Here is a 25,933-nt window from a genome sequence, read left to right as displayed (position 1 = left end):
CGGGTTGACAAAGAGGGGATGGGGAGGGAAGCGCCGGCCCATCATACCGCCCGCACTTGCCGGAAGAAAACGACCATGCACGCCTATCGTACCCACACCTGTGCCGCGCTCACCGCGAGCGATGTCGGCAAGACCGTACGCCTGTCGGGCTGGGTGCATCGCAAGCGCGATCACGGCGGCGTGCTGTTCGTCGACCTGCGCGACCATTACGGCATCACCCAGATCGTCGCCAAGGCGGCGACCGAGACGATGGAGCTGCTGGAGCGGCTGCGCGTCGAATCGGTCGTGACGGTGACGGGCGAGGTGGTGTCGCGCGGCCCCGAGGCGACCAACCCGAACCTGCCGACCGGCGAGATCGAGGTCGTGGCGAACACGATCGAAGTGCAGAGCCATGCGCAGGAACTGCCGATGCCGGTCGCCGGCGACGCGGAATATCCAGAGGATATCCGCCTGCGCTACCGTTTCCTCGACCTGCGGCGCGAGCGGCTGCACCAGAACATCATGCTGCGTTCCAAGGTCATCTCCTCGATCCGCCAACGCATGATCGGCCAGGGCTTCACCGAATTCCAGACGCCGATCCTCACCGCCTCGTCGCCCGAGGGCGCACGCGACTATCTGGTTCCTAGCCGCGTCCATCCCGGCAAGTTCTATGCGCTGCCGCAGGCGCCGCAGATGTTCAAGCAGCTGCTGATGGTCGCCGGTTTCGACCGCTATTTCCAGATCGCGCCCTGCTTCCGCGACGAGGATGCGCGCGCCGACCGTTCGCCCGGCGAATTCTACCAGCTCGATTTCGAGATGAGCTACGTCACGCAGGAAGACGTGTTCCAGGCGATCGAGCCGGTGTTGCACGGCGTGTTCGAGGAATTCGCCGACTGGCAGGGCAAGGGACGGACGGTCAGCGCGCTGCCGTTCAAGCGTATCCCCTACCGCGAATCGATGCTGAAATACGGCAACGACAAGCCCGATCTGCGCAACCCGATCCTGATCAGCGACGTCAGCGACCAGTTCGTCGGATCGGGCTTTGGCCGCTTCGCCTCGATCGTCGAGGCAGGCGACGTCGTCCGCGCGATCCCGGCGCCCGGTACGGCCGACCGCAGCCGCAAGTTCTTCGACGACATGAACGCCTGGGCGCAGGGCGAAGGCTTCGCCGGCCTCGGCTACGCCACCCGCAAGGGCGGCGAATGGGGCGGCCCGATCGCCAAGAACCATGGCGAGGACAAGATGTCGGCGATGGCCGACGCACTGGGCCTGGGGCCGGACGACGGCCTGTTCTTCGCGGCGGGCAAGGAAGCGCAGGCCGCCAAGCTCGCCGGGCTGGCGCGGACCCGCGTCGGCGAAACGCTGGGGCTGATCGACCAGAGCAAGTTTGAATTCTGCTGGATCGTCGATTTCCCGATGTTCGAATATGACGAGGATGCCAAGAAGGTCGATTTCAGCCACAACCCCTTCTCGATGCCGCAGGGCGAGATGGAGGCGCTGGAGACCAGGGACCCGCTCGACATCCTCGCCTATCAATATGACATCGTCTGCAACGGCGTGGAGCTGTCGTCGGGCGCGATCCGGAACCACCGGCCCGAGATCATGTACAAGGCGTTCGAGATTGCCGGCTATACGCAGGCCGATGTCGACACGAACTTCGCCGGCATGATCAACGCGTTCAAGTTCGGGGCGCCGCCGCACGGCGGTTCGGCCCCCGGCATCGACCGCATCGTCATGCTGCTCGCCGACGAGCCGAACATCCGCGAGGTCATCGTCTTCCCGATGACGCAGAAGGCGGAGGACCTGATGATGGGCGCGCCGAACTTCGCGACGCCCAAGCAGCTGAAGGAGCTGAACCTGCGCGTGGCGCCGCAGGTAGGCGTGGATGTCGACAAGGCGGTGGCACCGAAGGCGGGGTGACGCGCGCGCGACCTCACTCCGCTGCGCCGGCGGCGTCCGTCCCCTCCCGACGGGACAGGGTAGGCGCCGCCGGGACGGGGGGTGATCGCAAGAGTGAGCGGGGGCGGCCCTCAGTCGTTTCCGCCGATGAAATCGCCCAGTCCCCCAGCACCGACCCCTCGCCGCGATTCTGCCCGCCACGGCTGCCCGCCGCCGCCAGCATCCGCCCGGCGAGCCGCGAGAAGGGGAGCGACTGTACCCACACCTTGCCCGGTCCGCGCAGCCGGGCGAAGAACAGCCCCTCGCCACCGAACAGCACGCTCTTGACGCCGCCTGCGGTCACCAGATCGAATGTCACGCCGGGCGTGAATGCGGCCAGGCAGCCGGTATCGACGTGCAATTCCTCACCGGCGCGCAGGTCCCGCTCGACGACGGTCCCGCCCATCTGGACGAAGACCCAGCCATCGCCGGTCAGCGATTGCATGACGAAGCCCTCGCCGCCGAACAGGCCGGTCATCACCCGGCGCTGGAAGTGCACGCCGATCGACACGCCCTTGGCGGCGGCGAGGAAGCTGTCCTTCTGGCAGATCAGTTGTCCGCCGAGATCGTCGAGCTTGATCGGCAGGATCGATCCCGGCGTCGGCGAGGCAAATGCCACCCGCGCCTTGCCCCGGCCCTGATGGGTGAAGACGGTGGTGAACAGGCTTTCCCCGGTCACCAGCCGCTTGCCGGCGCCGAGCAGCTTGCCCATGAAGCCGCTGCCCTGACCGCCGCTGCCCTGACCGCCGCTGCCGTCGCCGAAGACGGTGGTCATGTCGATGCTGGCATCCTTCCACACCATCGCGCCCGCTTCGGCGACCGCGCTTTCGCCGGGGTCGAGCTCGATCTCCAGGAATTGCAGTTCCTGGCCCTTGATCTCGAAATCGATATCGTCGGCGACACCGCTGCGACGACTGTGCTGCCAGGGACTTTCGTAGGGCATCGATAACCTCGTGATTGCAGGGCCCTTCGTATAGCCATGCAGGCCGCATGCGCGCGAGCCCCGCGCCACTTCCCCCACGGGATTTACCATGTCACTACCCCGCCGGGGCTAGAGGCGGGGGACGATGTTAGACGATCAGATGCAGCCCCAACCGCCCACGGCACTCGTCCGCAGCCTGGGCGTCGCGGGCGTGTTGTTCCTGACGCTGTCCGTTGCGACCCCCGCCTCGTCCGTGTTCGTCATCATACCGGGCATGCTGCAGGTCGCCGGGACGGGTGCGATCTGGGCGATGATCCTCGCCGGCGTCGTCTGCGTCGCCACCGCCTTCGTCTATGCGGAGCTGTCGAGCGCGTGGCCGGTGTCCGGCGGCGAATATGTCGCGGTCGCCAAGACGCTGGGACCATTGGCGGGTTTCGTGATGCTGGGCGTCAATGTCTTCAACAACCTGTTCTTCCCGCCGGTCGCGGGGCTGGGCATCAGCGCCGTCCTGTCGACGATCTATCCCGGACTGCCGGCGGTGCCGATCGCGGTCGCGGTGGTCGCCGCATCCACCATCGTCGCGCTGCTGCAGATCCGGATCAACGCCTGGGTCACCGGGCTATTCCTGCTGGGCGAGGTGCTGGCGCTGGTGGCGGTGGTGGTACTCGGCTGGGCGGATGTGGTCCGCCCGTTCGGCACCTTCCTGTCGGCACCGGTGATGCCGCAGGCGGATGCGCTGGTCCCGGCCTCTCCGGCGGCGATCGGGCTGGCCACGTCGATCGCGATCTTCGCGCTGAACGGATACGGCGCCGCCGTCTATTTCGGCGAGGAGATGCGCGAACCCTCGCGCCTGATCGCCCGCGCGATCCTCGCCAGCCTCGTCCTCACGCTGCTGTTCGAGATCGTCCCCACCGTCGCGGTGCTGATGGGCGCGCCCGACCTGCATGCGCTGGTCACCGCGGACGATCCGTTCGGCCTGATCGCCCGGATGCGCGGCGGGGGATGGCTGGCGGACGGTATCGCGATCGGCGTGGTCATCGCGATCGTCAACGCGATCATCGCCTGCATCCTTGCCTGTTCCCGCTTCTTCTACGGCACCGCGCGCGACAACAGCTGGGGCCGGCCGCTGGATCGGTGGATGACGCAGATCCACCCGCGCTTCGGTTCGCCGTGGATCGGCACGCTGATCGTCGGCGGGGTGGGGGTCGCGTGCTGTTTCCTGCCGTTGACCCTGTTGCTGGTGCTCAGCGGCACCGGGCTGGTCGCGATCTATGCGGGCATCGCCGTCGCCGCGATGGTCGGACGACGCAGCGGCGCGACCGATCACGCACGCTATCGCATGCCGCTGTATCCGCTGGCCCCGGTCATCACGCTGATCGCCCTCGCCTATGTCGTCTGGACGAGCTGGCTGGACGTGGACGAGGGGCGGCCGGGGCTGATCATGACCGGCGTGCAGATCGCAGGATCGGCGGCCTATTATTGGTTCGTGCTGCGTCCCCGCGGGGCGTGGCGCGTTCATGTGCCCGATGAAGCATGAGGAACGCCGCATGATCGACCTTGCCGATTATGAGAAGACCAAGCCGTACAAGGGCCATTACAAGCGCGACGTCGCGGCATTGCAGGATCGGCTGGAGCGCATTCTGGTCGCGCACATCGTCCACGGTCGCCGGGCCGTCATCATGCTCGAAGGCTGGGATGCGGCAGGCAAGGGCGGCATTATCCAGCGCCTGACCGCGGAATGGGACCCGCGCCATTTCGAAGTTTATCCCATTTCCGCGCCGACCGAGGTCGAAAAGGCGCACGATTTCCTCTGGCGCTTTCGCACGCGCCTGCCCGCCGCCGGCGACGTCACCATCTTCGATCGCAGCTGGTACGGGCGGGTGCTGGTCGAACGGGTGGAGGGATATGCGCGCGAGGAGGAATGGCGACGCGCCTATGACGAGATCAACGCGTTCGAGGCGGAGATGGCAGAGGGGGACGCGACGCTGGTCAAGCTGTTCGTCCACATCTCACAGAAGGAACAGGACAAGCGGCTGAAGGCGCGGCTGGTCGATCCGTGGAAGCGGTGGAAGACCGGTACGGACGATTATCGCAACCGGGCGCGCCGCGAGGAATATCTGGCCGCAATGCACGACATGTTCGCGCGAACCGATACCGGCGGCGCACCATGGATCGTCATCAACGGCAACGACAAGAAGGCCGCGCGAATCCACGCGCTGACCGAGATCGCCGACCGGCTGGAGGCGAACGTCGACATGACGCCGCCGCCGCTCGACCCCGAGCTGGAACGGGTGGCGACGTCGGCGCTGGGCCTGGGATAGCGTCGTCGCGACCGCCCCGGGCGGCCCCGGGGCGGCGAAGCGGGGGTGCCGCGATGATGCGGGGTCAGAAGCTCGCTTCGTCGTAGACGCGGCTGAGATCGCCCGCCCAGACGCCGTTGTAGCGATCGAGCAGCACCTGCGCCGGCACCTTGCCCGATCGCACGACTTCGCGCAGCGGATCGAGGAAGCCGGTTTCGTTGTCGCCCATCGCATTGCTGCGGGCGCGCGCGGTCAATCCGGCATGGGCGATGTCGAGCACCTGGCCGGCGATATCGCCCAGGCGCCCGCCACCCGGCAGCGGCGCATCCAGTGCCAGTTTCGGCACGGCATCGCGCAATGTCTGGCGATCCTCCAGGCTCCAGTCCTTGACCAGGTCCCACGCTGCGTCGAGCGCCTGGTCGTCGTAGAGCAACCCGACCCAGAACGCCGGCAGCGCGCAGATCTTGTTCCACGGTCCGCCATCGGCGCCGCGCATTTCGAGGAAGGTCTTCAGCCGCACTTCGGGGAAGGCAGTCGACAGATGGTCGTTCCAATCGTCCAGCGTCGGCTTTTCGCCGGGCAGTACGCTCAGCTCGCCGCGCAGGAAGTCGCGGAACGACAGGCCGGCGGCGTCGATGTAGCGACCCTCGCGGTAGATGAAGTACATCGGTACATCGAGCATATAGTCGGCGTACCGTTCGTAGCCGAAGCCATCCTCGAACACGAACGGCAGCATGCCGGTGCGGGCCGGATCGGTGTCAGACCAGATATGGCTGCGGTAGGACAGGAAGCCGTTGGGCTTGCCTTCGGTGAACGGCGAATTGGCGAACAGCGCCGTGGCCATGGGCTGCAACGCGAGCCCGACGCGGAATTTCTTCACCATGTCCGCCTCCGACGCATAGTCGAGGTTGACCTGGATCGTGCAGGTCCGCAGCATCATGTCGAGGCCCATGCTGCCGACGCGCGGCATGTGGCGCAGCATGATCGCATAGCGGCCCTTGGGCATGATCGGCAATTCGTCGCGGCGCTTGTCCGGCCACATGCCGAGGCCGAGGAAACCGATCCCGAGCTTTTCGCCCGCGGCCTTGACCTGTTCGAGATGCCGGCCGGTTTCGGCACAGGTCTGATGCAGATTGTCGAGCGGCGCGCCCGACAGTTCGAACTGGCCCGCCGGTTCGAGGCTGACGCTGCCGTCGGCACCGTTCAGCGCGATGATGTTGCCGCCCTCTTCAACGGGTTGCCAGCCATATTGCTGCAATTCCATGAGCAGCGCGCGGATACCGCCCGGTTCGCCCCAGCTGGGGGCGCCATGATCGCCGGTCCGATAGACGAACTTTTCGTGTTCGGTGCCGATCCGCCAGCGATCCCGCGGCTTTTCGCCCCGGGCGAAACTGGCGATCAGCTGGTCTCGCGATTCGATGATCGGCGAGTCCTTGGGGCTTTCGGTCTTGGTCGTCATGAGCGCGCCCTTACGCGCGGATGAACGGGTGCGCCAGCCAGACTTCCTACCAGTCGCCGTTCGCCGCCATCCATAGTGATACCGCTGCCGCCGCGGCGGTGTCGGCGCGCAGGATGCGGGGGCCAAGACTGACCGCAACGCCTTGATCGCAGGCGCGAATCGCCTGTCGCTCATCGTCGGTGAAACCGCCTTCCGGACCGATCAGGATGGCGGCCGGGCCGGGGTGGGCGAGCATCGCGTCGAGCGCCGCGACGCCGCCCGCCTCGTCCGCGAAGAACAGCGTGCGCCCGTCCGGCCAGTCGCGCAGCATGGCGCCGAGCTTCACCGGTTCGGCAAGGCCAGGCAGTGCGGTGCGCGCGCATTGCTCCGCCGCCTCGACCATATGGCTGCGCAGGCGTTCGGTCTTTGGCCGGTCGACGATCGTCCGCTGGGTGATGACCGGCACCAGCCGGTCGACGCCGAGCTCGCATGCCTTTTCTGCGAGCCAGTCGACGCGGCCCTTCTTCAACGGCGCGGCGCAAAGCCACAGGTCCGGCACCGCCTCACGTGGGCGCAACATTGTCGACACGTCGACAACGAGGTCGCGTTTGCCGACCTGCGCCGCGGTCGCCAGCCATTCGCCGGTCGTGTCATCGAACAACTTCACCGGATCGCCCGGCGCCATCCGCATGACGGCGATGAGGTAATGCGCCGCCGGCCCGTCGATCCGCAGCGGGCCGGCGGCGAGCGGGCTCTCGACGAACAGGCGCGGCGTCGACTGCGGCGGCCAGGCGGGGGTGGCGGTCACGGTCGCATCCTCCGGCGCCGTTGCCGCGCCCACATCTTGCGGGCCACGATCCAGGCGAGCAGCGCCGCGGCCGCCACCGCGACCACCGCGACGGTCACCACCCCCGCGACGCGAAGGATCGCCCAGAACAGCGCCTCCACGAAACGCCCGACGGCTACCGATAACCCGATCATCACGATGCGATTGCCGCATCTTCGCGGCGATAGCGAGGCAAAAGCCACACGCGCCCCTTGCCGCGATGGCCCGCCGCACGGCAAAGGCTGCGGCCATGTCAGCCGAAATCGTCCCCGACAGCGAACACCGCGGCCTCGTCGCCCGCCTGCCGCCCCGGTTGCGCGGCCTGGCGCTGCTGGCGCGTTTCGATCGCCCGATCGGCTGGTGGCTGCTGTTCTGGCCGGGCGCATGGGCGGTGGCGCTGGCCGGCGGGCTGACGCAGCGCTGGCCATTGATCCTGTGGATATTGGCGGGCAGCATCGCGATGCGCGGGGCGGGCTGCGTCTACAACGACATCGTCGATCGCGACCTGGACGCGCAGGTCGCCCGCACCCGTGCGCGACCGATCCCCAGCGGCCTCGTCTCGCTCAGGCTGGCATGGGCGTGGCTGCTCGTCCTGTGCCTGATCGGCCTCGTCGTGCTCGTCCAGCTGCGACCCCTGGCGGCGATCGTCTCGCTCGCCAGTCTGGCACCCGTTGCGGCCTATCCCTTCATGAAGCGCATCACCTGGTGGCCTCAGGCGTGGCTGGGGCTGGTGTTTTCCTGGGCGGCGCTGGTGGGGTGGAGCGAGGTGGCCGGCACGCTGTCGCTGCCGATGTGGCTGCTGTATGGCGGCTGTATCGCCTGGGTGATCGGCTATGACACGATCTATGCGCTGCAGGACCGCGAGGACGATGCGCTGATCGGTGTGCGTTCGTCGGCGCTGCGCATGGGCGCCCATGTCAAGGGTGGCACCGCGGCGTTCTACGCCGTCGCGATCGGCCTGTGGGCCGCGGCATTGTGGCTGGTCCGGTCCGATCCGCTGGTGTTCGTCGCGCTGTTGCCGATGGCGGCCCACCTGGCGTGGCAGGTCGCGACGCTGCGCCCGGCGGACGGGCGCAACCCGCTCGACCGGTTCCGCAGCAACCGGTTCGCCGGGCTGCTGATGTTCCTCGCCTGCGCGGTCGTCGGCACCGCGCTGTAGCGCTGCGACGGTCGATCACCGCAAGGCCTAGCATCGTCGCGCGCCCGCCCTAAGTCGGGGCGATGCTGACCCCCGACCAGGCGCGCGACCGCGCCGCCGACATCGTATCGCGTGCCGTCAAAGCCGGTGCCGATGCCGCCGACGCCGTCTTCGCCGCCGATGCCTCGCTCGACCTGTCCGTGCGCCTGGGCGTGCTGGAGGATGTCGGCCGTTCCGAGAGCGAGGAACTGGGGCTGCGCGTCTTCGTCGGCCAACGGTCGGCGAGCGTGTCGACGTCGGACCTGTCCGTCGCCGCGCTCGACGCCCTGGTCGAGCGTGCCGTCGCGATGGCGCGCGAGGCGCCGGAGGATCGCTGGGCCGGGCTGGCGCCGCAGGAACGGCTGATGCACGGCGCGCCGCCGCTGCTCGACCTCGACGATGGCGGCACGCTGAGTCCGGCCGAGCTGCGGGAGCTGGCGCTGGAGGCGGAGGACGCCGCCCGCGCGGTGCCGGGCGTCACCAACAGCGAGGGCGGCGGCGCCAGCGCCTCGCGCTCGGTATGGGCGCTGGCGACCAGCCACGGGTTCGCCGGTGCCTATGCCGCGACCGCCTACAGCCTGTCGGCCAGCGTGCTGGCCGGTGATGCGGCGGCGGGGATGGAGCGCGATTATGCGCATCACGCCGCCCGCAAGCGCGCCCATCTGGAAAGCGCCGAGGCCATCGGCCGTCGCGCCGGCGAGCGGGCGGTGGCGCGGATCAACCCCGGTCGGGTCGCGAGCGGTCCGATGCCCGTCGTCATGGACCCCCGCATCGGATCGTCGCTGCTCGGCCATCTGGCCGGCGCGATTTCCGGCCAGGCGATCGCCCGCAAGACCAGCTTTCTGCTCGAGGCGCTCGGCACGCAGGTGTTCGGCGCGGGGGTCACGATCCGCGACGATCCCCATCGGCCCCATGGCCTGCGATCCCGTCCGTTCGATGGCGAGGGACTGCCGGTATCGCCGGTGGCGCTGATCGAGAACGGGATGCTGGAGACCTGGCTGCTCGACAGCGGAGCGGCGCGCCAGCTCGGGCTGGAGCCCACCGGCCATGCCGCGCGCGGTGTCGGCGGATCGCCGGGCGTGTCACCCAGCAACCTGTTCATGGAGGCCGGCGACGTGCCGGTGGCGACGCTGGTCGCCGACATCGCCGATGGCGTCTACGTCACCGAATTGATCGGGCAGGGGGTCAATGGGGTCACCGGCGACTATAGCCGCGGCGCTGCGGGCTTTCGCATCGTCAACGGCGCGATCGCTGGACCGGTCGCCGAATTCACGATCGCCGGCAACCTCAAGGACATGTTCCGCGCGGTGACGCCGGCGAACGACCTCGAATTCCGGTACGGCACGAACGTGCCGACGTTGCGGATCGATGGAATGACCGTCGCGGGTGGCTGATCCCCGCGCCGATCTGACCGCAGCGGTGGCCCAGGTCGCGCACGAGGCGGGGCAGATGGCGCTCGCGCGCTGGCGGACGGATTTCGCGCGCTGGGAAAAGACGCCGGGTAGCCCGGTGAGCGAGGTCGATCTGGACGTCGACCGGATGCTGCGCGCGCGGCTGGGCGGATTGCTGCCCGATGCGGGCTGGCTGTCCGAAGAGACGGTCGACAGCGCCGAGCGGCTGTCGCAGGCGCAGGTCTGGGTGGTCGATCCGATCGACGGCACACGCGACTATATCCGCGGCCGCGAGGGGTGGGCGGTGTCGATCGCGCTGGTCGAGGATGGCCGGGCGACGATCGGGGTGCTCGACGCGCCGGCGCGTGGCGAGCGATGGAGCGCGACGGCGGGGCAGGGGGCGGTGCGCAACGGGATCGCGCTGCATGCCGGACCGCGTTGCGAGCTGGATGGTGCACGGGTGCCCACCGACGCCTTGCCCAGGATCGATCGGCATCTGACGATCGTACCCAAGCCCAATTCTATCGCGTTGCGCATGGCGATGGTGGCCGCCGACGAAGCCGATCTGGTGGCGACGCTGCGCTGGGGTAACGAATGGGACATCGCCGCCGCGGCGGTGATCGCGGCGGAGGCGGGGGCCGCGGTCAGCGATGCGCTGGGTGCGCCGCTGCGCTACAACAAGCCGTACCCCACCGCGTTCGGCGTCATGGTCGCCGCACCTGGCATCCACGCCGCCGCCATCGCGTGGCTGAGCGCGCGCGCGCAGGCCGTCCTGAACGGCTGAACCGGCGCAAGCCCTTCGATTTTCGGCGTTTCATCGCAAACCGGGAACACGCAACGCCTCCGTAACGTTTTGTTGCCGGACGCCAGCCAGTTCGGCTGCGCGCGAGTAAAGGGACGTTTGACGATGTTGTGGACGATCGCCGTGATCCTGCTGATCCTCTGGCTGCTGGGCTTCTCGCTCCACATCGCCGGCGGGCTGATCCACATCCTGCTGGTGATCGCCGTCATCGTCGGCCTGATCCAGCTGTTCACCGGGCGCCGCGCATTGTGACCGGCGGGGCGGCCCTCGTCGGGAGGGCCGCCCTTCGCATCAATGGACGAAGCGCGCGACGACGTCGCGATAGCTGCGGCTGACCTTCACGCTAGCGCCCGAATTGAGCACCAGGAAGCATTCGCCGTTGGTATGCGGCTTCACCTGCTTGACCAGATCGAGGTTGACGATCGTCGAGCGATGCACCCGCTGGAACCGACGCGGATCCAGCCGCTTTTCCAGATCCTTCATCGTCTCGCGCAGGATCAGCGTGTTGTCGCCGGTATAGATGCACATATAGTCGCCCGCCGCGTCGATCCGCTCGATCGTGTCGACGTCGACGCGGAAGATCTGGCCGCGATCCTTGATGTTGATGAGCTTTTCGAAGCGGTTGGCGCTGACCGCGTCGCCGCCGCCGTCGGCCATGTCGGCCGCCGCCTCCGGCGCGTGCTCGGCGAGCACCTCCTTCAGCTTCTCGACCTCCTCGACGCCGCGCTTCTCGCTCAGCCGCTGGCGGACCCGCTCGATCGTATCGGCGAGCCGCGCCTCTTCGACGGGCTTCATCAGATAATCCACCGCCTGCGCCTCGAACGCCCGCAGCGCATGGTCGGAATAGGCGGTGACGAACACGAACAGCGGCGGCTCGACCTCCATCAGCCCCTGCACCACCGAGAAGCCGTCGAACCCCGGCATCTGGATATCGAGGAAGACGAGATCGGGCTTGTGGGTCTTGATCGCCCGGATCGCCTCTCGCCCGTTCGAGCATTTCTCGATGATCTCGATGTCATCATGCGCCTGAAGCCGTAGCTCCAGACCCTGGATCGCGAGTGGTTCGTCGTCCACCAGGATGGTTCTGATCGTCATGCGGCCTCTCTACTCAGATCGTCGAGCTGGAAGGGAATCTCGATCTCCACCGAAAAGCCTCCAGCCGGCGCGGTACGCGTCTCGAAACGGTGGTCCGGGCCATATGCCTGCACCAGCCGCTCCCTAATATTGGGGAGACCCACGCCGGTTGAAAGGCTTGGCATCGCACGACCGTCCTGCAAACCCGGCCCGGTGTCGGATACGGCGATCTGCACGCGATCCCCGGCGAGCCGCACGCGGACGCAGATTTCGGCGCCATCTTCCTGCGTGCTGACCGCATATTTGATCGCATTCTCGACCAGGGGTTGCAGCAACAGGGAGGGCAGGCGGGCCCGTTCGGCGGCCTGGTCGATCTCGAACTTCGGGCGCAGCCGCTCTTCGAACCGCATCTTCTCGATCTCGAGATACAGCTTCAGCGTCTCGACTTCCTGGGCGACGGTGACGTGGGCGGTCGGTTCGTTGGCCAGCGTGTACCGCAGGAACGACGACAACCGGCTGAGCATCGCATTCGCGCGCTCGGTCTGCTTCAACAGCACCAGCGTCGAGATCGAATTGAGCGTATTGAACAGGAAGTGCGGGTTGAGCTGGTAGCGCAGCATCGCCAGCTGCGCCGAGGACGCCTGGTTTTCGAGATGCTGCATCTGGTCGATCTGATCCTCGACGATTAGGTAGAAATTGATGCCGAAATAGAGCGCCGACCAGCCGAACAGGGCGGTGAAGGTGACATAGAAGGACACCAGCATACGCGGCAGCGTGACGCCGGGCTGCCCGTTCTGGATCAGCGACCAGGTGAAGGCGTCGAGGAAGGCGGAGAACAGCGTCGCGACGGCGAAGGCGAGGATCGTCAGCACCAGCCCGGCGACACGCGGCAGACCGCGGAAATAGCCGTAGAACGTCGAGAGCAGCAACGTCACGCAATAGCCGACAATCGCCTCGAACAGCACCGGGATGATCGCATCGAGCGACAGGTTGCTGAGCGTCGATGCGCCGCGGAGCAGCAGGTAGCCGGTCCATCCGACCGCCTGCAACGTCCAGAACGCACGGCTCTTGTTCTCGAAAAACGGGCGCACGTTGAGCGCCGGGCGGGGTGGGGCGGGAAGCGTCGCCATGTCGCCGCGGTCTCTACACGGGAGGACACGGCGGTGCAAAGCGACGGCGAAAAAGAAGGGCCGCCGCTCCGGATGGGGAGCGGCGGCCCGGTCGATCAGCTGTGTGAGCGGATCAGAATGCCGTGTTGATCGACATGATGAACGCCCGCGGGCTGCCGATCTGGACGAACGGGATGGTGTTGTTGACGGTGAGCGTCGAGCCACCGGTGAAGCCGCCGACGTAGAACTTGTTGAACGCGTTCACGACGTTGAGCTGCAGATAGGTCTTGTTCTTGCCGCCGATGCCGGCCCAGTCGAGCGACAGGCGGGCATCGAAGTCGACGACGGTGTAGCCCTTGGCGTAGCTGTCATAGGACTGCACCAGGATACCGCGCGTGCCGGTATAGGCGGCGGACACGTTGTTCACGGTCGGGCAGACGGTATTCACCAGAGCAACGGTGCAATAGAAATTGCCGAGGTTCTGGTCGTTCACGTAGCGGCGACCGGTACGCTTGGCCTGGGCGCCCAGTTCGAGCGGCCCCAAGGTCGCCTGGATACGGCCACCGAACGTGTAGACCGGCGCACCCGATTCACGCTTGCCGGCGGTTGCGGCGAGGATCGGAGCACCTGCTACCGTGCAGTTGGCGGTCGTGTTCGCGGCGGTCAGGGTCGTCGGGCAACGGCCGATCTCGACGTCGTTCTTGATCTCCGACTTCAGGTACGAACCATAGACGTAGAGCAGCAGTTCGTTGATCGGGCGATAGGCCAGGCTGGCATCGACGCCATATTTGTCGACGCGACCGAGGTTGCGGTAGATCGTCTGCTGGGTGTCGATGTCGTACGAGCTTGCCAGACGGTTCTGGAAGCGCGTGTACCACGGACCCACCGACGCCTGGATGCGGCTGGTGGTGTAGCGCAGCCCGGCATCGAAGTTGTCGGTCGTCTCGGGCGTCGGATTCGCCGGGTTGGTGTTCTGCGGATAGTAGAACGCCTGGTACAGGTTGTCCGTACCCGGAACCTGGATGCCCTTCGAGTAATTGCCGAAGATCGAGAGCGCGCCGCTGACCGTGTAGGTCAGGCCGCCTGCCGGCAGCAGCTTGTCATACTTGTAGGTGCGCTGCTGCGGAGCGGCATAGCCGGTGATCGTCGGGATCGCGGTGGTGCCGCCAACGACATAGGGGTTTGCCGCAGCATAGGCCGCGTTCTGCGCCGGGGTGGCGAGACAGTCGAGGTTGCCGCTGGCCGACGTGACGAAGCAGTTGTTGGTCAGGTCGCGCTTGAACCACTTGCCGGTCAGCGATGCTTCGATGCGGAGCCGGTCCTCGAAGAAGTTGCCGATATACTGCGCAAAGCCCTGGTTCAGGATCGCCTTGGACAGACGGTTACGCTTCTGGATGATGCCGCCGTTGACCGCGGCAATGCCGTCGTTGGACGGGAAGACGTCGAAGGGGACGCCATTGGCCTGGAGGAAGCCGGTTTCGCCGGTCTGGCGATGGCGGCCGTAGTCCAGCGTGTAGCCGACGCGGATGCTCTGCGAGTCCGAGAAGTCGTAGCGCAGCGACGCGATCACGCCGTAACGGTTGGTCACGGTCTGGCTCGGCGCCAGCACGGTGATCTGGTCGAGCGTATCACCGTCGCCGTTCAGGTCGCGACCGAAGTAATATTGGCCGCCGATGAAGCCATACTGCGGCGTTGCGATCGGCACGCCCGTGGTGCGGGTGTAGCCGGTTTCGCGCGCGGTGACGGTGCCGCCGCCGTTCGCCTTGGTATATTGATAGCTGGGATCGACGAACAGCGTCAGCTTATCGGCCAGCGAGAAGCGCGAGTTGATGCGGATGTTGCCGGTGTTCGAGGGGTTGTACCGCTCGTCGAACGTGGTGCCGCACGCGTTGCCGTTGTTCGACGCGCCGGGCACGTTGACGATCGCAGGCGTGTCGGCGACGCCGGCCTGCGGGGTGTCGATCTGGCACCGGGCGACCGTGTAGGGCAGCTCGTCGCGGTTGAAGGGGAAGCGGCTGAGGTTGCTCGTGCCGGCGACACGCGGTGCGCCCGTCACCAGGGTCGGCGGAGCAGCATTCGCACCGGTCCCGCCGGTCGACGAAAAGGCGTTCGTGTCGTAACGCAGCGGCGCCGAGCCGAAGAAGTTGTTGCGGTTCTGGTTGTAGTGGCCGGATACCGAGATGAAGTCCTTGCCGCTGCCGATCGGCTGATAGACCTTGGCGTTATACTGCTGCTTCTCGATCTTGCCGAAGTTGTTGAACACGACATCGTTGGTCGCGCTCGAACCCGAGAACCAGGCCTTGGTGCCGAACGGCGTGAAGACGCCGGTGTTGACCAAGCCGAACACGCGGAAGAAGCTGTAGTCGCCGATCGAGCCGACCATCCGGGCACCGAATTCGTCGGTGGGGATCAGCGTGCGATAGTTGACGGTCGAGCCGGACGCCGAAGCGGTCGGCGAATCGGGGTCGGTCGAACCGAGATTGACGTTGACCTGCTCGATCAGCTCGGGGTCGAGCTGCTGGTTCGAATAGATCGCATAGTTGCCGGTATCGTTCAGCGGAATGCCGTCGAACGTCTGGCTGATACGACTGCCGTCGAAACCGCGAATCGTCAGCGTGCCGCCGGCCGAGCCGAACGGATCGTTGTTCTGGAAGCTGACGCCGGGAAGCTGGTTGATAATGTCGTTGATCGTCTGACCGGGCGTCTGACGCGAGATGAAGGTCTGGTTCAGGACCTGCTTGTTCTTCGCCGTGTTGGGAACGTCGACGCCGCCCACACCCGTTTCACGCGAGCCGGTGACGACGATGTCGGTCGTGCCGACGTTGTCCGCTTCCGCCGAACCGGTCGACTGGGCGAACGCCGCGCCCGGAATCATGAGCGCGGCCAAGGCCACGCCACAAGCGAATGTCATACGCATCTGATCTAAGTCCCCTTTGAGCATTGTGCTCGGAAGTCGCGGCTCGTTTCTTATGCCGTTGCCGCGGCCCATGGGTGCTCAATATTGCGAGTTTGTGACAATGGCGAGGCATGGGCCGTCATGCTCGCGCTTCCCGTTTTTTGCGTTGCAAAAAAGCCACGCTTGCGCGCGATGATCAGGCTGTTTCGGCCATGATTTCAGCCCATTGCGCCTCGGTGATGACCTCGATCCCGAGTTCGCCCGCCTTCTTCAGCTTGGAGCCGGCATCGGCCCCGGCGATGACCATGTCGGTCTTGGCTGACACCGAGCCCGACACCCGGGCGCCCAGCGCCTCGGCCTGCGCCTTGGCCTCGTCCCGGCTGAGGGTTTCGAGCTTGCCGGTGAACACCAGCGTCTTGCCGCTGACGCGCGAGGCGCGCGTTTCCCAGACGACGTCGGTGGGACGGACCTGGCGCAACAGGTCGAAGACCGCGGCGCGATTGTGCCGTTCCGCGCAGAAGCCGACCAGCGCGCCGGCGACCTCCGGCCCGATGCCGGCCGTTTCGATCGCGGTCACCAGCAGGCGGTCGCGGCGCAGCACGAACTTGCGATCGGTTTCCCCGATCACCGGCTGCGTCTGATGGTGGAGGAAGACGGCGTGACGCAGCATGGCGCCGAGCGCGCGTGCGGAGCGATAGCGCCGGGCGAGGTCGCGGGCGGTGATCTCCCCGACGTGGCGGATGCCCAGCGCGAACAGGAACCGATCGAGCGGGATGGTGCGGCGCGCCTCGATCGCGGCGATGACGTTTGCGGCCCAGACGCGGCCGTCCTTCTTGCGCGCGGCGAGCTGTTCTTCCGTCAGGCGGAATATGTCGGCGGGAGACTGGATCAGGCCGTCGGTGAAGAATGCCTCGATCAGCGTCGCGCCGAGGCCGGTGACGTCGAACGCATGGCGCGAGACGAAGTGGATCAGCCGCTCGACGCGCTGCGCCGGACAGATCAGGCCACCGGTGCAGCGATAGACGACCTCGCCCTCGTCCCGCTCCACCGTCGACCCGCAATCGGGACAGGTGCGCGGGAACGGCCAGGCCGGGCGATCCGCATCGGCCGTCAGGTTCTGGACGATCTGCGGAATGACGTCGCCGGCGCGCTGCACGACGACGCGGTCGCCCTCCCGGACCCCGAGCCGCTCGATCTCGTCGGCATTGTGCAGCGTCGCATTGGTGACGACGACGCCGCCGACGGTCACCGGCTCCAGCCGCGCCACCGGCGTCAACGCGCCGGTGCGGCCGACCTGGATATCGATCCGCTCCAGCGTGGTCTGTGCCTGTTCCGCCGGAAACTTGTGCGCGATCGCCCAGCGCGGCACGCGGCCGACCACGCCGAGCCGGTCCTGCCAGTCGAGCCGATCCAGTTTGTAGACCACGCCGTCGATGTCGAACGGCAGGTCGGCGCGCTGCGCCTCGATCGCGCGATAGGTGCCGAGCGCGGCGTCGGCGTCGCCGGCTGCGGCGATGTTCGGATTGACGGGGGCGATCAGGTCGTCGTCGGCGACGCGAAAGCCCCAGCCGCGGATGCGCTGCATCATGTCCGACTGCGTCGCCGCGGGCAGCGCGCTGTGATCGCCCCAGCCCCAGGCGAAGAACCGCAACGGCCGACCGGCGGTGACCTGCGGGTCCTTCTGGCGCAGCGATCCTGCGGCGGCGTTGCGCGGATTGGCGAATTGACGCGCCTTGGCGGGATCGTCAGCCTCCTCGCGCAGGCGCGCGTTGAGCGCGGCGAATGCCGGCTTTGCCATATACACCTCGCCCCGAACCTCGAAGACGGCAGGCGCGCCGGGCAGGGTCGTCGGGATATCGGCGATATGGCGGACGTTTGCGGTGACGTCTTCGCCGATGCGGCCATCGCCGCGGGTCAGCGCCTGTTCGAGCACGCCGTCGACATAGCGCAGCGAGCAGGACAGGCCGTCGATCTTGGGTTCGGCGGTGAGCATCACCGGTTCGGCGTCGTCCAGCTTCAGGAAACGGCGGATGCGCATGACGAAATCGGCGACGTCCGCGTCGGCGAAGGCATTGTCGAGGCTGGTCATCGCCCTGGCATGCGGCGCCTTCGCCAGATGCGCGGCGGGTGCGGCGCCGACCTGGCGGCTGGGCGAATCGGCACGGACCAGATCGGGGAAGGCGGCTTCCAACGCCGTGTTGCGGCGGATAAGGGCGTCATAGTCCGCGTCCGCGATCTCCGGCGCATCGTCGGTATGATAGCGGCGGTTGTGATAGGCGATCGTGGTGGCGAGCGCTTCCAGTTCGTCGGCAGCCTGCTCAGGCGTTGTCGGCAGATCGTTCATCGCGACGGGGTAGGAGAGTGCGGGCCGGTCCCGCAAGGGGGGAGCGCGGTGCCGCGCGCGATCAGAACCACCAGCCCGGATAGGCGATGGCGATGCCGGCGCCGACGAGGATCGGCGCCACCGCGACGCGCCAGTCGAACGTGCACATCGTCGCGATGCCCCTGCGCAGGATGAAGGCCGCCGCCAGCGCCGCCGCGACGCTCCAGCCGAGCCACCAGCCGCCGTTCGCGGGCCAGCGCCACATCAGCAGGATAGCGAATACGATCGTGCCGATGCCGCCCGCGGCCGCGGCCAGCGTCATCGACGCGCCGAGCGGCAGCATCGCCAGAGCGACGCGCGATTCGAAGGTGTGCCCGACCACCTTTATCCCCTTGCCGGCTGACATCGTGTTGGCAAGGTTCATCTTTTTATGACGAGCCGATGAACTATCCGGCCATATCGGCGATTTCCCTTGGCACACGCTCCCGGAGTTTCCGCCATGACCGACCAGACCAATCGCCGCGAATTGTTCAAGGGCGCCGCCGTCGCGGGGGTTGCCGCCGCCGCGTCTCCCGCATTTGCGCAGACGACCGTGCCGCTGGCCGACCCGCAAACCAAATATACCAGCCAGCCCTTTCCCGAACAGCGTCAGAAATGGCCAGCCTTGCAGCGTGACATGAAGCCGGTGCCGGACTGCGGCGAGACGAGCTATCGCGGGTCCGGGCGCCTGGCCGGGCGCAAGGCGCTGGTGACGGGCGGGGATTCGGGGATCGGTCGTGCCGCGGCGATCGCCTTCTCCCGCGAAGGCGCAGATATCGCGATCAATTATTATCCGACCGAGGAGCCCGACGCGCAGGATGTCGCACGGCTGTTGCGCGGGGAAGGGCGCAAAGTGGTGCTGATCCCCGGCGACCTGACCGACGAAAAGTTCTGCCGCGATCTGATCGCCCGCGCCAACCGCGAACTGGGTGGCCTCGACATCCTGGTCAACAACGCCGCCTATCAACAGTCGAAAGCCTCGATCGCCGAGATCAGCGCGGAACAGTTCGACCGGACGATGAAGACCAATCTGTATGCGATGTTCCATCTGTCGAAGGCGGCGCTGCCGCTGATGAAACCGGGCGCGGCGATCATCAATACCGCGTCGGTCAATTCGGTGAACCCGGGTGAGGAACTGCTCGATTATGCGACCACGAAGGGCGGCATCCTGATCTTCACCAAGGGACTGGCCAAGCAGGTCGCCAAGCAAGGCATCAGGGTCAATGCGGTCGCACCGGGTCCGGTGTGGACGCCGCTTCAGGTCGCCGGCGGTCAGTTGCCGGGCAAGCTTGGCGAATTCGGCCAGGACACGCCGCTTGGCCGCGCCGGTCAGCCGGTGGAACTTGCCGCTTTGTATGTGACGTTGGCCGATCCGGCGGTCAGCTTTACGACCGGCAGCGTGTTCGGTGCGAATGGCGGGACCGGCGCGATCTGATCGCGGCACGCGGCGATCGCTGGCGGCGGTTCAGGCCGTCTCCAGCAATCGCTCCGCCTGTGCCCGCGCCTCATCGGTGACGGTGGCACCGGACAGCATGCGGGCGATCTCCTCGCGCCGCTCGGCTTCGCTGAGGACACGCACGCCGGTACGGGTGACCGTGCCGTCGTGGCTTTTCGCGATCAATAGATGCTCGGCCCCGCGCGCGGCAACCTGCGGAGAGTGGGTGACGACGAGCAACTGCGTGTGCTCCGCCAGGCGGGCCAGCCGTTCGCCGATCGCGCTCGCCACCGCTCCGCCGACGCCGCGATCGATCTCATCGAAGATCATCGTCGCTGCGCCGCCCTCTTCGGCAAGCGCGACCTTCAGCGCGAGGATGAAGCGCGACAATTCGCCGCCGGACGCGATCTTTGCCAGCGGCGCGAACGGCGCGCCGGGATTGGTCGCGATCTCGAACTCGACCCGGTCCTTGCCATGCGACGACCAGCCGTCCTGCGGCGTCGTCACGACGATAGTGCGGAACCGCGCGGCATCGAGCTTCAGCGGGGCCAGCTCGCCAGCGACCGCGGCGTCGAGCCGTTCGGCGGCGGCATGGCGGCGTTGCGACAGGATGTCCGCAGCGGCATCGTAATCGGCACGGGCCGCGGCCACCGCAGCCTCCAGCAGCGCAACGCCCCCTTCGCCGGCATCGAGCCGTTCCAGCCTGGTGCGAAGTTCTGCGGTCAGGGCAGCCAGATCGTCGGGTTGCACGCGGTGCTTGCGCGCCATGCCGCGCAATTCGAACAGCCGCGCCTCGTCATCCTCCAGCGCGCGTGGGTCGAAGGCGAGGTCGCGGCGTGCCTCGGCCAATTGCTCCTCGGCCGCAGAGGCCTCGATCACCGCGCGGTCGATCGCGGCCAGCGCCTCGGCAAGGGCGGAATGATCGGTTGCGATCCGTTCCAGCACGCGCGCCGCCTGGCGCAGCTGGGCAAGGCCGCCGTCCGATCCTTCCAGATACGAATCGATCGCGGCGAGGTCGTCGGCAATCTTTTCGGCGCGCTGCATGCCGCGGCGCTTGTCGGCCAGCGCCTCTTCCTCGCCGGGTTCGGCGGCCAGCGCGGTCAGTTCGCCCACCGCATGTTCCAGCCATTCGCGATCGCGGGCGGCGGTCTCGATCTCCGCGCGCGCGGCGGTCAGGCGCGTTTCCGCACCACGAAAGGTCGCCCATGCGCGGGCGGTGTCGCCGGGGTCGACGCGGCCGAACGCGTCGAGCAGGGCGCGGTGACCGCGCGGGTTGAGCAGCCCGCGGTCATCGTGCTGGCCGTGGATTTCGACCAGCATCGGTGCCATTTCGCGCAGCAGCGCGGCGCCGGCGGGCTGGTTGTTGACGAAACCGCGGCTGCCGCCGTCGGCCTTGACGATGCGACGGATCAACAGCGGTTCGCCCGGCTCCACCTCGACGCCATTGTCGTCGAGCACCGCAGCGAGTGCGCCGGACGGCGGATCGAAGGTCGCGGTGACGACCGCCTGACTGGCGCCGTGGCGAACGAGCCCCGTCTCACCACGCCCGCCGAGCGCCAGACCGAGCGCGTCGAGCAGGATCGATTTGCCGGCCCCCGTCTCGCCGGTCAGCACATCGAGACCCGCTCCGAATTCCAGGTCGAGCGCTTCGATCAGCACCACATCGCGAATGGACAGCGCAGTCAGCATCGCCGCTGATATAGCGCGCCTTGCGGCGATGTTGATCCTTAAATGTTCTGTTTTCGCGAGAAAGCAGCGGCGACCCGTGCTTTCGCGCGCAAGACGCCGCCGATCAGGTGGTCGGCGTTTCCGTGGTGGGCACCGGACCACCGGTCGTGCCGCCGCTCGGCGCCACGGGGGTGGGCGGGGCAGGGGCCTCGGCCTTTGGCGTGGCGGTGCCCGATTCGCCCGGCAGCGCCAGATTCTTCGACCCCGGTGTGCCGACCGGGACGATCGGCTGGCCCGGCGGGATCGGTGCGACCGGCTGCGGCGGATGCTTCTGCATCAGCTTGTAGGCATGGCCGTACCAGTCGGTGCCAGGATAATTGGCGCCGAGCACCGCGGTCGCCTTCTGCGCCTCATCGGGCAGGCCGAGCGACAGATAGCTTTCGGTCAGCCGCATCAGCGCCTCGGGCGTGTGCGTGGTCGTCTGGTATTTGTCAATGACGGTGCGGAACCGCAGCGTCGCCGACAGCCACTGGCCGCGCGTTTCGTAGAAGCGCCCGATCTCCATCTCCTTGCCGGCGAGGTGATCGTTGACGAGATCGATCTTCAGCCGGGTATCGGAGGCGTAGCGCGTGTTCGGATAGCGACGGGTCAGTTCGCCCAACGCATTCAGGGCCTGCAGCGTGATCTTCTGGTCGCGGGTGACGTCGCGGATCTGTTCGTAATAGCTCAGCGCGACGAGGTAATAGGCATAAGGCGCGTCGCGATTGCCGGGGTGGACCGACAGGAAGCGCTGCGCCGACTGGATGCTCTCGGTATAATCGCGGTTCAGATAATAGCTGAACGCGCTCATCAGCTGCGCACGGCGCGCCCAGACCGAATAGGGATGCTGGCGCTCGACCTCGTCGAACAGCACCGCCGCCTCCTTGTACCGGCCCTGGTCGAGCCGCTTGCGGGCGGTCGAATAGAGCGTGCCGACGTCGCGCGCGACATAGGGCAGGTCGGACTTCGCACGATTGCGGGCGCAGCCCGCGATGGGAAGCGCGAGGACGGCGATCAGCGCTGCGGCAAGCGCCTTGGACTGTGGGGTACGCATCGGCTAAGGCTCTTAGCGTAAGCGCGGCCTTGCGAACAATCCCTTCCGTCGCTCGTTGCGCTGACTGGTTACGATCTCGAAAGGACCCGCATGCCTGCTACGTTGCTCCACACCCATCGCGTCGAAAAGCCATGGGGCAGGCACGATCTGGGCTTCGGGTTCGAGGATGCGCCCGAGGGTGGCGAGCCGATCGGCGAGATCTGGTTTCAGGAGCCGGGCGACACCACCCCCGACCTGCTGATCAAATACCTCTTCACCGGCCAGAAGCTGTCGGTGCAGGTCCATCCTGATGACGAGCAGGCACACGCGCGGGGGCTGCCGCGCGGCAAGGACGAATGCTGGACGATCCTCGCGGCAAAGCCCGATTCGACGATCGCGCTGGGGCCAAAGCAGCCGATGACCGCGGAGCAGCTTCGCGCCGATGCGCAGGACGGCTCGATCGAGGCGGACCTCGACTGGGTGCCGATCAAGGTCGGCGATTTCTACTATGCGCCGTCGGGGACGATCCACGCCATCGGTGCGGGCCTCACCCTGATCGAGGTGCAGCAGAACTCCGAAACCACCTATCGTCTGTACGATTACGGCAGCGATCGAGAATTACATCTCGAGGACGGCGTCGCGGTCTCCCACCTGACGCCGTATCGGCCGATCACGTCGCCGGGTGGCGCGGGCGCGGGCCGCGACATTCTGGTCGAAGGCCCCAAGTTCGTCCTCGAGCGCTGGACCGGCGGCGAGCGGAACGTCGCACTGGCGGACGGGCAGACCGGCTGGCTGGTGCCGATCAGCGGGTCGGGGGACGTTGCGGGCGTCGCCTTCAAGGCCGGCGAGTGCGTCACCGTCACCGGCCATGAGACGATCGTGGCCAGCCCGGATGCCGATCTGCTGTTCGCCTATCCCGGCACGCAAAGGATCTGATCTGGGGTCGGTCCGATCAGGGGGAGGGTGGAAGCGTTAACCCCAAGGCCCTAGCGTTCGCCGCGACATGCTTCGGGTCCTGACGCTTTCCACCCTGTTTCCGGACGCGACGCGGCCGAACTTTGGCATCTTCGTCGAACGGCAGACCGCGGGGCTGGCAGCACGCGACGGGGTCGAGGTTCGGGTGGTCGCACCGATCGGTCTGCCGCCCGGACCGCTCGCGTTGATCCAGCATGCCGATAAGCGGTCATTGCCCGAGCGAGAAGCCTGGCGTGGACTGGACGTGTACCGGCCGCGGTTCACGAGTATACCGGGGGTCGGCGGACGTTGGCACGCCCGCCAGCTGCAACACGCGCTGGAGCCGCTGTTCGATGCGATCCGACGCGATTTCGCGTTCGACGTGATCGACGCCTCGTTCTTCTTTCCGGACGGGCCCGCGGCGGTGGCGCTCGGTGCGCGCTATGGCGTGCCGGTGTCGATCAAGGCGCGGGGCGCCGATATCCACCATTGGGGAACCGGCGGGCCGACCGCGGCGCAGGTCGTCGCGGCCGGGCAGGCGGCGGACGGCGTGCTGGCGGTCAGCGGCGCGATGCGCGCGGACATGATGGCGCTGGGCATTCCCGGCGAGCGGATCAGAGTCCATCACACCGGTGTCGACCTCGATCGGTTCCGGCCGGTCGATCGGGTCGGCGGCAAGGCCGAACTGGGCATCGCCGGGCCGCTCGTGCTGTCGCTGGGTGCGCTCATCCCGCGCAAGGGACAAGACCTGGTGGTGCGGGCCGTGGCGACGCTGCCGGACGTGACCCTCGCGATCGTCGGCGAGGGCGCGGAACGGGCGCGGCTGACAGCGCTGGCTGAGAAACTGGGCGTGGGTCACCGCGTGCGATTTCTTGGCAGCGTGGCGCACGATAGCCTGCCCGCGATCATCGGCGCCGCCGACGTCATGGCGCTTGCCTCGACGTCGGAAGGGCTTGCCAATGCGTGGGTGGAATCGCTCGCCTGCGGCACGCCCATCGTCATCACCGACGCTGGCGGCGCGCGGGAGGTGGTGACGACGCGCGATGCCGGACGGATCGTTCCGAGCCATCCCGTCAGCATCGCCGCGGCGATCGGCGAGCTGTTGGTGCATCCGCCGGAGCCGGCGGCCGTGCGCGCCGCGGCATTGCCCTTTACCTGGGCGGCGAACACCGCCGCGCTGCACGACCACCTGTCGGGACTCGTCGCGCGCGGTCGGCGGCGGACGATCCGGTCCGGTCAGGCTTCGAGAGGATAGAGCGCGGCGCCGATGACGCGCCCTTCACCGCGCAGCACGCCCCAGGCCCGCGCGGCGGCGCGGCTGTCCATCGCCTCGACGCCGATGCCGCGATCCCCCAGCGCCCGGACCAGCGCAACCGGAGGACGCACCAGCGCTGCACCCGTGCCGATCAGCACGAATTCCGGCGCCTGATCGATCAGCGGCTGCAACGCCGCCTCGTCCAGCGCGTCGAGCGGCGGCGGCGTCCATGCCGTGGCGGCTTCGGGCGTCAGCAGCAGGGCACGCCAGACCGTGTCGTCATCGATGCGGAAGCCGCTGCCGACGAAGCCGCGAACGATGGGTCCGCCGATCGAATCGCGCTCCATCCGCATGCGATCAACGCTCCCGCGGGGCGACCCGCTCGGCATTGTCCATGCCGCCGCCGCGGCGGGGCTTGTCGATCCCCTCCGGCTCGGCGCGCAGGCCGAGCGTGATCAGCAGCGAGGACGACACGTAGATCGACGAATAGGTGCCGACGACGATGCCAAGGATCATGGCCGCGGTGAAGCCGCGCAGCACGTGGCCGCCCAGCAGCAGCATCGCCACCAGCGCAAGCAGGATCGTCACCGAGGTCATGACGGTGCGAGGCAGCGTCTCGTTCACCGACAGGTTGATGATCTCGCGCATCTCCATCTTGCGGTAGCGGCGCATGTTTTCGCGGATGCGATCGTCGATGACGATCTTGTCGTTGATCGAATAGCCGATGATCGTCAGCACGGCCGCGATGATGTTGAGATCGAATTCGAAACCCGACAGGGCGAAGAATCCGATCGTCATCAGCAGGTCGTGCACGATGGCGACGATGGTCGACACGCCGAACTGCCATTCGAACCGCACGATCGCGAACAGGCCGATGCCAAGCACGGCCAGCACCACGGCAAGGACGCCGTGGCGGATCAACTCGCCCGACACCTTGCCCGACACCGTCGAATAGCGGCTGAACGTGGCACCTGGAAATGCCTGCCCCAGCGCCGCCTCGACCTTCTTCACGACGGCGTTGGTGGCGCCTTCGTCCGCGCCGCTCTGGACGGGCAGGCGGATGATCAGCGTCTGCGGGCCGCCCTGCTGCTGCAAGGACGCCTGGCCGACGCCGAGGTTATCGACGATGGTCCGCACCTTGTCCTGATCGGGCGGGGTCGGGAACTTCTCTTCGATCATCAGGCCGCCGACGAAATCGACGCCGAAGTTGAGGCCCTTTACCGCGGTCAGGCCGACCGCGAGCACGCTGAGCAGCAGCGTCAGGCCGAAAGCCCAGCTGCGCAGCGAGACGAAGTCGATGTTGGTATGGTCTGGTACGATTTTCAGGAGGCGCAT

22 protein-coding genes and 1 pseudogene are annotated in these 25,933 nt (G+C 67.2%); 10 read left to right on the top strand and 13 right to left on the bottom strand.

The window, feature by feature from the left end; translation table 11 throughout:
- Positions 1–75 precede the first annotated feature (75 nt).
- Positions 76–1,899 (top strand): aspartate--tRNA ligase, encoded by a 1,824-nt coding sequence (gene aspS, locus GTH33_RS14150; protein ID WP_163958941.1) that lies wholly within the window; start codon positions 76–78, stop codon positions 1,897–1,899.
- 110 nt (positions 1,900–2,009) lie between these two features.
- On the opposite strand, the pseudogene GTH33_RS14145 reads toward aspS, so the two are convergent.
- Positions 2,010–2,860: pseudogene (locus tag GTH33_RS14145) on the bottom strand (AIM24 family protein).
- A gap of 139 nt (positions 2,861–2,999) precedes the next feature.
- Between GTH33_RS14145 and GTH33_RS14140 the strand changes: the two are divergent.
- Both GTH33_RS14140 and GTH33_RS14135 read left to right on the top strand, forming a co-directional pair.
- Complete coding sequence (locus GTH33_RS14140) at positions 3,000–4,376, top strand: APC family permease (RefSeq protein WP_163958939.1); 1,377 nt, start codon at positions 3,000–3,002, stop codon at positions 4,374–4,376.
- 10 nt (positions 4,377–4,386) lie between these two features.
- Positions 4,387–5,160, top strand: coding sequence for a polyphosphate kinase 2 family protein (locus GTH33_RS14135; RefSeq protein WP_163958938.1), 774 nt, complete (start codon positions 4,387–4,389; stop codon positions 5,158–5,160).
- Positions 5,161–5,224: 64 nt separating this feature from the next.
- Here the strand turns inward: GTH33_RS14135 and GTH33_RS14130 are convergent, their stop codons facing one another.
- From GTH33_RS14130 to GTH33_RS17925, 3 genes are read right to left on the bottom strand one after another with little or no spacing between them, the layout of a single operon-like run.
- Positions 5,225–6,598 carry a glutamate--cysteine ligase gene (locus GTH33_RS14130; RefSeq protein ID WP_163958937.1) on the bottom strand — a complete coding sequence of 458 codons (1,374 nt, stop codon included), beginning with the start codon at positions 6,596–6,598 and terminating at the stop codon, positions 5,225–5,227.
- Positions 6,599–6,644: 46 nt separating this feature from the next.
- The gene (locus GTH33_RS14125) at positions 6,645–7,385 is read right to left on the bottom strand and encodes a 16S rRNA (uracil(1498)-N(3))-methyltransferase (protein ID WP_163958936.1); all 741 of its coding nucleotides are present in this window, start codon (positions 7,383–7,385) and stop codon (positions 6,645–6,647) included.
- Positions 7,382–7,558: a hypothetical protein gene (locus GTH33_RS17925; protein WP_170296505.1), complete on the bottom strand. Its 177-nt coding sequence runs from the start codon at positions 7,556–7,558 to the stop codon at positions 7,382–7,384. Before GTH33_RS17925 ends, GTH33_RS14125 begins: the two co-directional genes overlap by 4 nt.
- A 95-nt stretch (positions 7,559–7,653) precedes the next feature.
- On the opposite strand from GTH33_RS17925, the gene ubiA reads away from it, so the two are divergent.
- From ubiA to GTH33_RS14105, 4 genes are all read left to right on the top strand, one after another.
- A complete protein-coding gene (ubiA, locus tag GTH33_RS14120; RefSeq protein WP_163958935.1) occupies positions 7,654–8,562 on the top strand; it encodes a 4-hydroxybenzoate octaprenyltransferase in 909 nt (302 codons plus the stop codon).
- 62 nt (positions 8,563–8,624) lie between these two features.
- Positions 8,625–9,974, top strand: coding sequence for a TldD/PmbA family protein (locus tag GTH33_RS14115; protein ID WP_163958934.1), 1,350 nt, complete (start codon positions 8,625–8,627; stop codon positions 9,972–9,974).
- Positions 9,967–10,755, top strand: a complete 789-nt coding sequence (locus tag GTH33_RS14110) for an inositol monophosphatase family protein (RefSeq protein ID WP_163958933.1) — start codon at positions 9,967–9,969, stop codon at positions 10,753–10,755. Before GTH33_RS14115 ends, GTH33_RS14110 begins: the two co-directional genes overlap by 8 nt.
- A gap of 123 nt (positions 10,756–10,878) precedes the next feature.
- Positions 10,879–11,025, top strand: coding sequence for a lmo0937 family membrane protein (locus GTH33_RS14105; RefSeq protein ID WP_116461135.1), 147 nt, complete (start codon positions 10,879–10,881; stop codon positions 11,023–11,025).
- A 39-nt stretch (positions 11,026–11,064) separates the two neighbouring features.
- Here GTH33_RS14105 and GTH33_RS14100 read toward each other — a convergent pair whose 3' ends face one another.
- From GTH33_RS14100 to GTH33_RS14080, 5 genes are all read right to left on the bottom strand, one after another.
- Positions 11,065–11,868: a LytR/AlgR family response regulator transcription factor gene (locus GTH33_RS14100; protein ID WP_163958932.1), complete on the bottom strand. Its 804-nt coding sequence runs from the start codon at positions 11,866–11,868 to the stop codon at positions 11,065–11,067.
- A complete protein-coding gene (locus tag GTH33_RS14095) occupies positions 11,865–12,977 on the bottom strand; it encodes a sensor histidine kinase (RefSeq protein ID WP_163958931.1) in 1,113 nt (370 codons plus the stop codon). The genes GTH33_RS14100 and GTH33_RS14095 overlap by 4 nt, the downstream gene beginning before the upstream one ends.
- Positions 12,978–13,089: 112 nt before the next feature.
- Positions 13,090–15,867, bottom strand: coding sequence for a TonB-dependent receptor (locus GTH33_RS14090; RefSeq protein WP_163960084.1), 2,778 nt, complete (start codon positions 15,865–15,867; stop codon positions 13,090–13,092).
- A 181-nt stretch (positions 15,868–16,048) separates the two neighbouring features.
- On the bottom strand, positions 16,049–18,196 hold the full coding sequence (gene ligA, locus GTH33_RS14085) for an NAD-dependent DNA ligase LigA (RefSeq protein WP_163958930.1): 2,148 nt from the start codon (positions 18,194–18,196) through the stop codon (positions 16,049–16,051).
- A gap of 61 nt (positions 18,197–18,257) precedes the next feature.
- Complete coding sequence (locus GTH33_RS14080) at positions 18,258–18,557, bottom strand: hypothetical protein (RefSeq protein WP_163958929.1); 300 nt, start codon at positions 18,555–18,557, stop codon at positions 18,258–18,260.
- Between the two features lie 117 nt (positions 18,558–18,674).
- Here GTH33_RS14080 and GTH33_RS14075 point away from each other — a divergent pair, with 117 nt between their 5' ends.
- On the top strand, positions 18,675–19,649 hold the full coding sequence (locus tag GTH33_RS14075; protein WP_163958928.1) for an SDR family oxidoreductase: 975 nt from the start codon (positions 18,675–18,677) through the stop codon (positions 19,647–19,649).
- A 30-nt stretch (positions 19,650–19,679) separates the two neighbouring features.
- On the opposite strand, the gene recN is transcribed toward GTH33_RS14075, so the two are convergent.
- Positions 19,680–21,338, bottom strand: coding sequence for a DNA repair protein RecN (gene recN, locus GTH33_RS14070; protein ID WP_163958927.1), 1,659 nt, complete (start codon positions 21,336–21,338; stop codon positions 19,680–19,682).
- A gap of 103 nt (positions 21,339–21,441) precedes the next feature.
- Entirely contained in the window at positions 21,442–22,410 is a 969-nt protein-coding gene (locus tag GTH33_RS14065; protein WP_163958926.1) for an outer membrane protein assembly factor BamD, read from the bottom strand.
- Between the two features lie 90 nt (positions 22,411–22,500).
- Here GTH33_RS14065 and GTH33_RS14060 point away from each other — a divergent pair, with 90 nt between their 5' ends.
- Positions 22,501–23,325: a class I mannose-6-phosphate isomerase gene (locus tag GTH33_RS14060; RefSeq protein ID WP_163958925.1), complete on the top strand. Its 825-nt coding sequence runs from the start codon at positions 22,501–22,503 to the stop codon at positions 23,323–23,325.
- A 67-nt stretch (positions 23,326–23,392) separates the two neighbouring features.
- Positions 23,393–24,598 carry a glycosyltransferase gene (locus tag GTH33_RS14055; RefSeq protein WP_163958924.1) on the top strand — a complete coding sequence of 402 codons (1,206 nt, stop codon included), beginning with the start codon at positions 23,393–23,395 and terminating at the stop codon, positions 24,596–24,598.
- On the opposite strand, the gene GTH33_RS14050 is transcribed toward GTH33_RS14055, so the two are convergent.
- Positions 24,580–24,951 carry an Mth938-like domain-containing protein gene (locus GTH33_RS14050; RefSeq protein WP_163958923.1) on the bottom strand — a complete coding sequence of 124 codons (372 nt, stop codon included), beginning with the start codon at positions 24,949–24,951 and terminating at the stop codon, positions 24,580–24,582. The genes GTH33_RS14055 and GTH33_RS14050 overlap by 19 nt on opposite strands.
- A gap of 4 nt (positions 24,952–24,955) precedes the next feature.
- Positions 24,956–25,933 carry a protein translocase subunit SecF gene (gene secF, locus GTH33_RS14045; protein WP_163958922.1) on the bottom strand — a complete coding sequence of 326 codons (978 nt, stop codon included), beginning with the start codon at positions 25,931–25,933 and terminating at the stop codon, positions 24,956–24,958.

This window comes from Sphingomonas insulae, assembly GCF_010450875.1.
Taxonomy (GTDB): domain Bacteria; phylum Pseudomonadota; class Alphaproteobacteria; order Sphingomonadales; family Sphingomonadaceae; genus Sphingomonas; species Sphingomonas insulae.
This window is presented reverse-complemented; position numbering and strand designations above follow the sequence as displayed.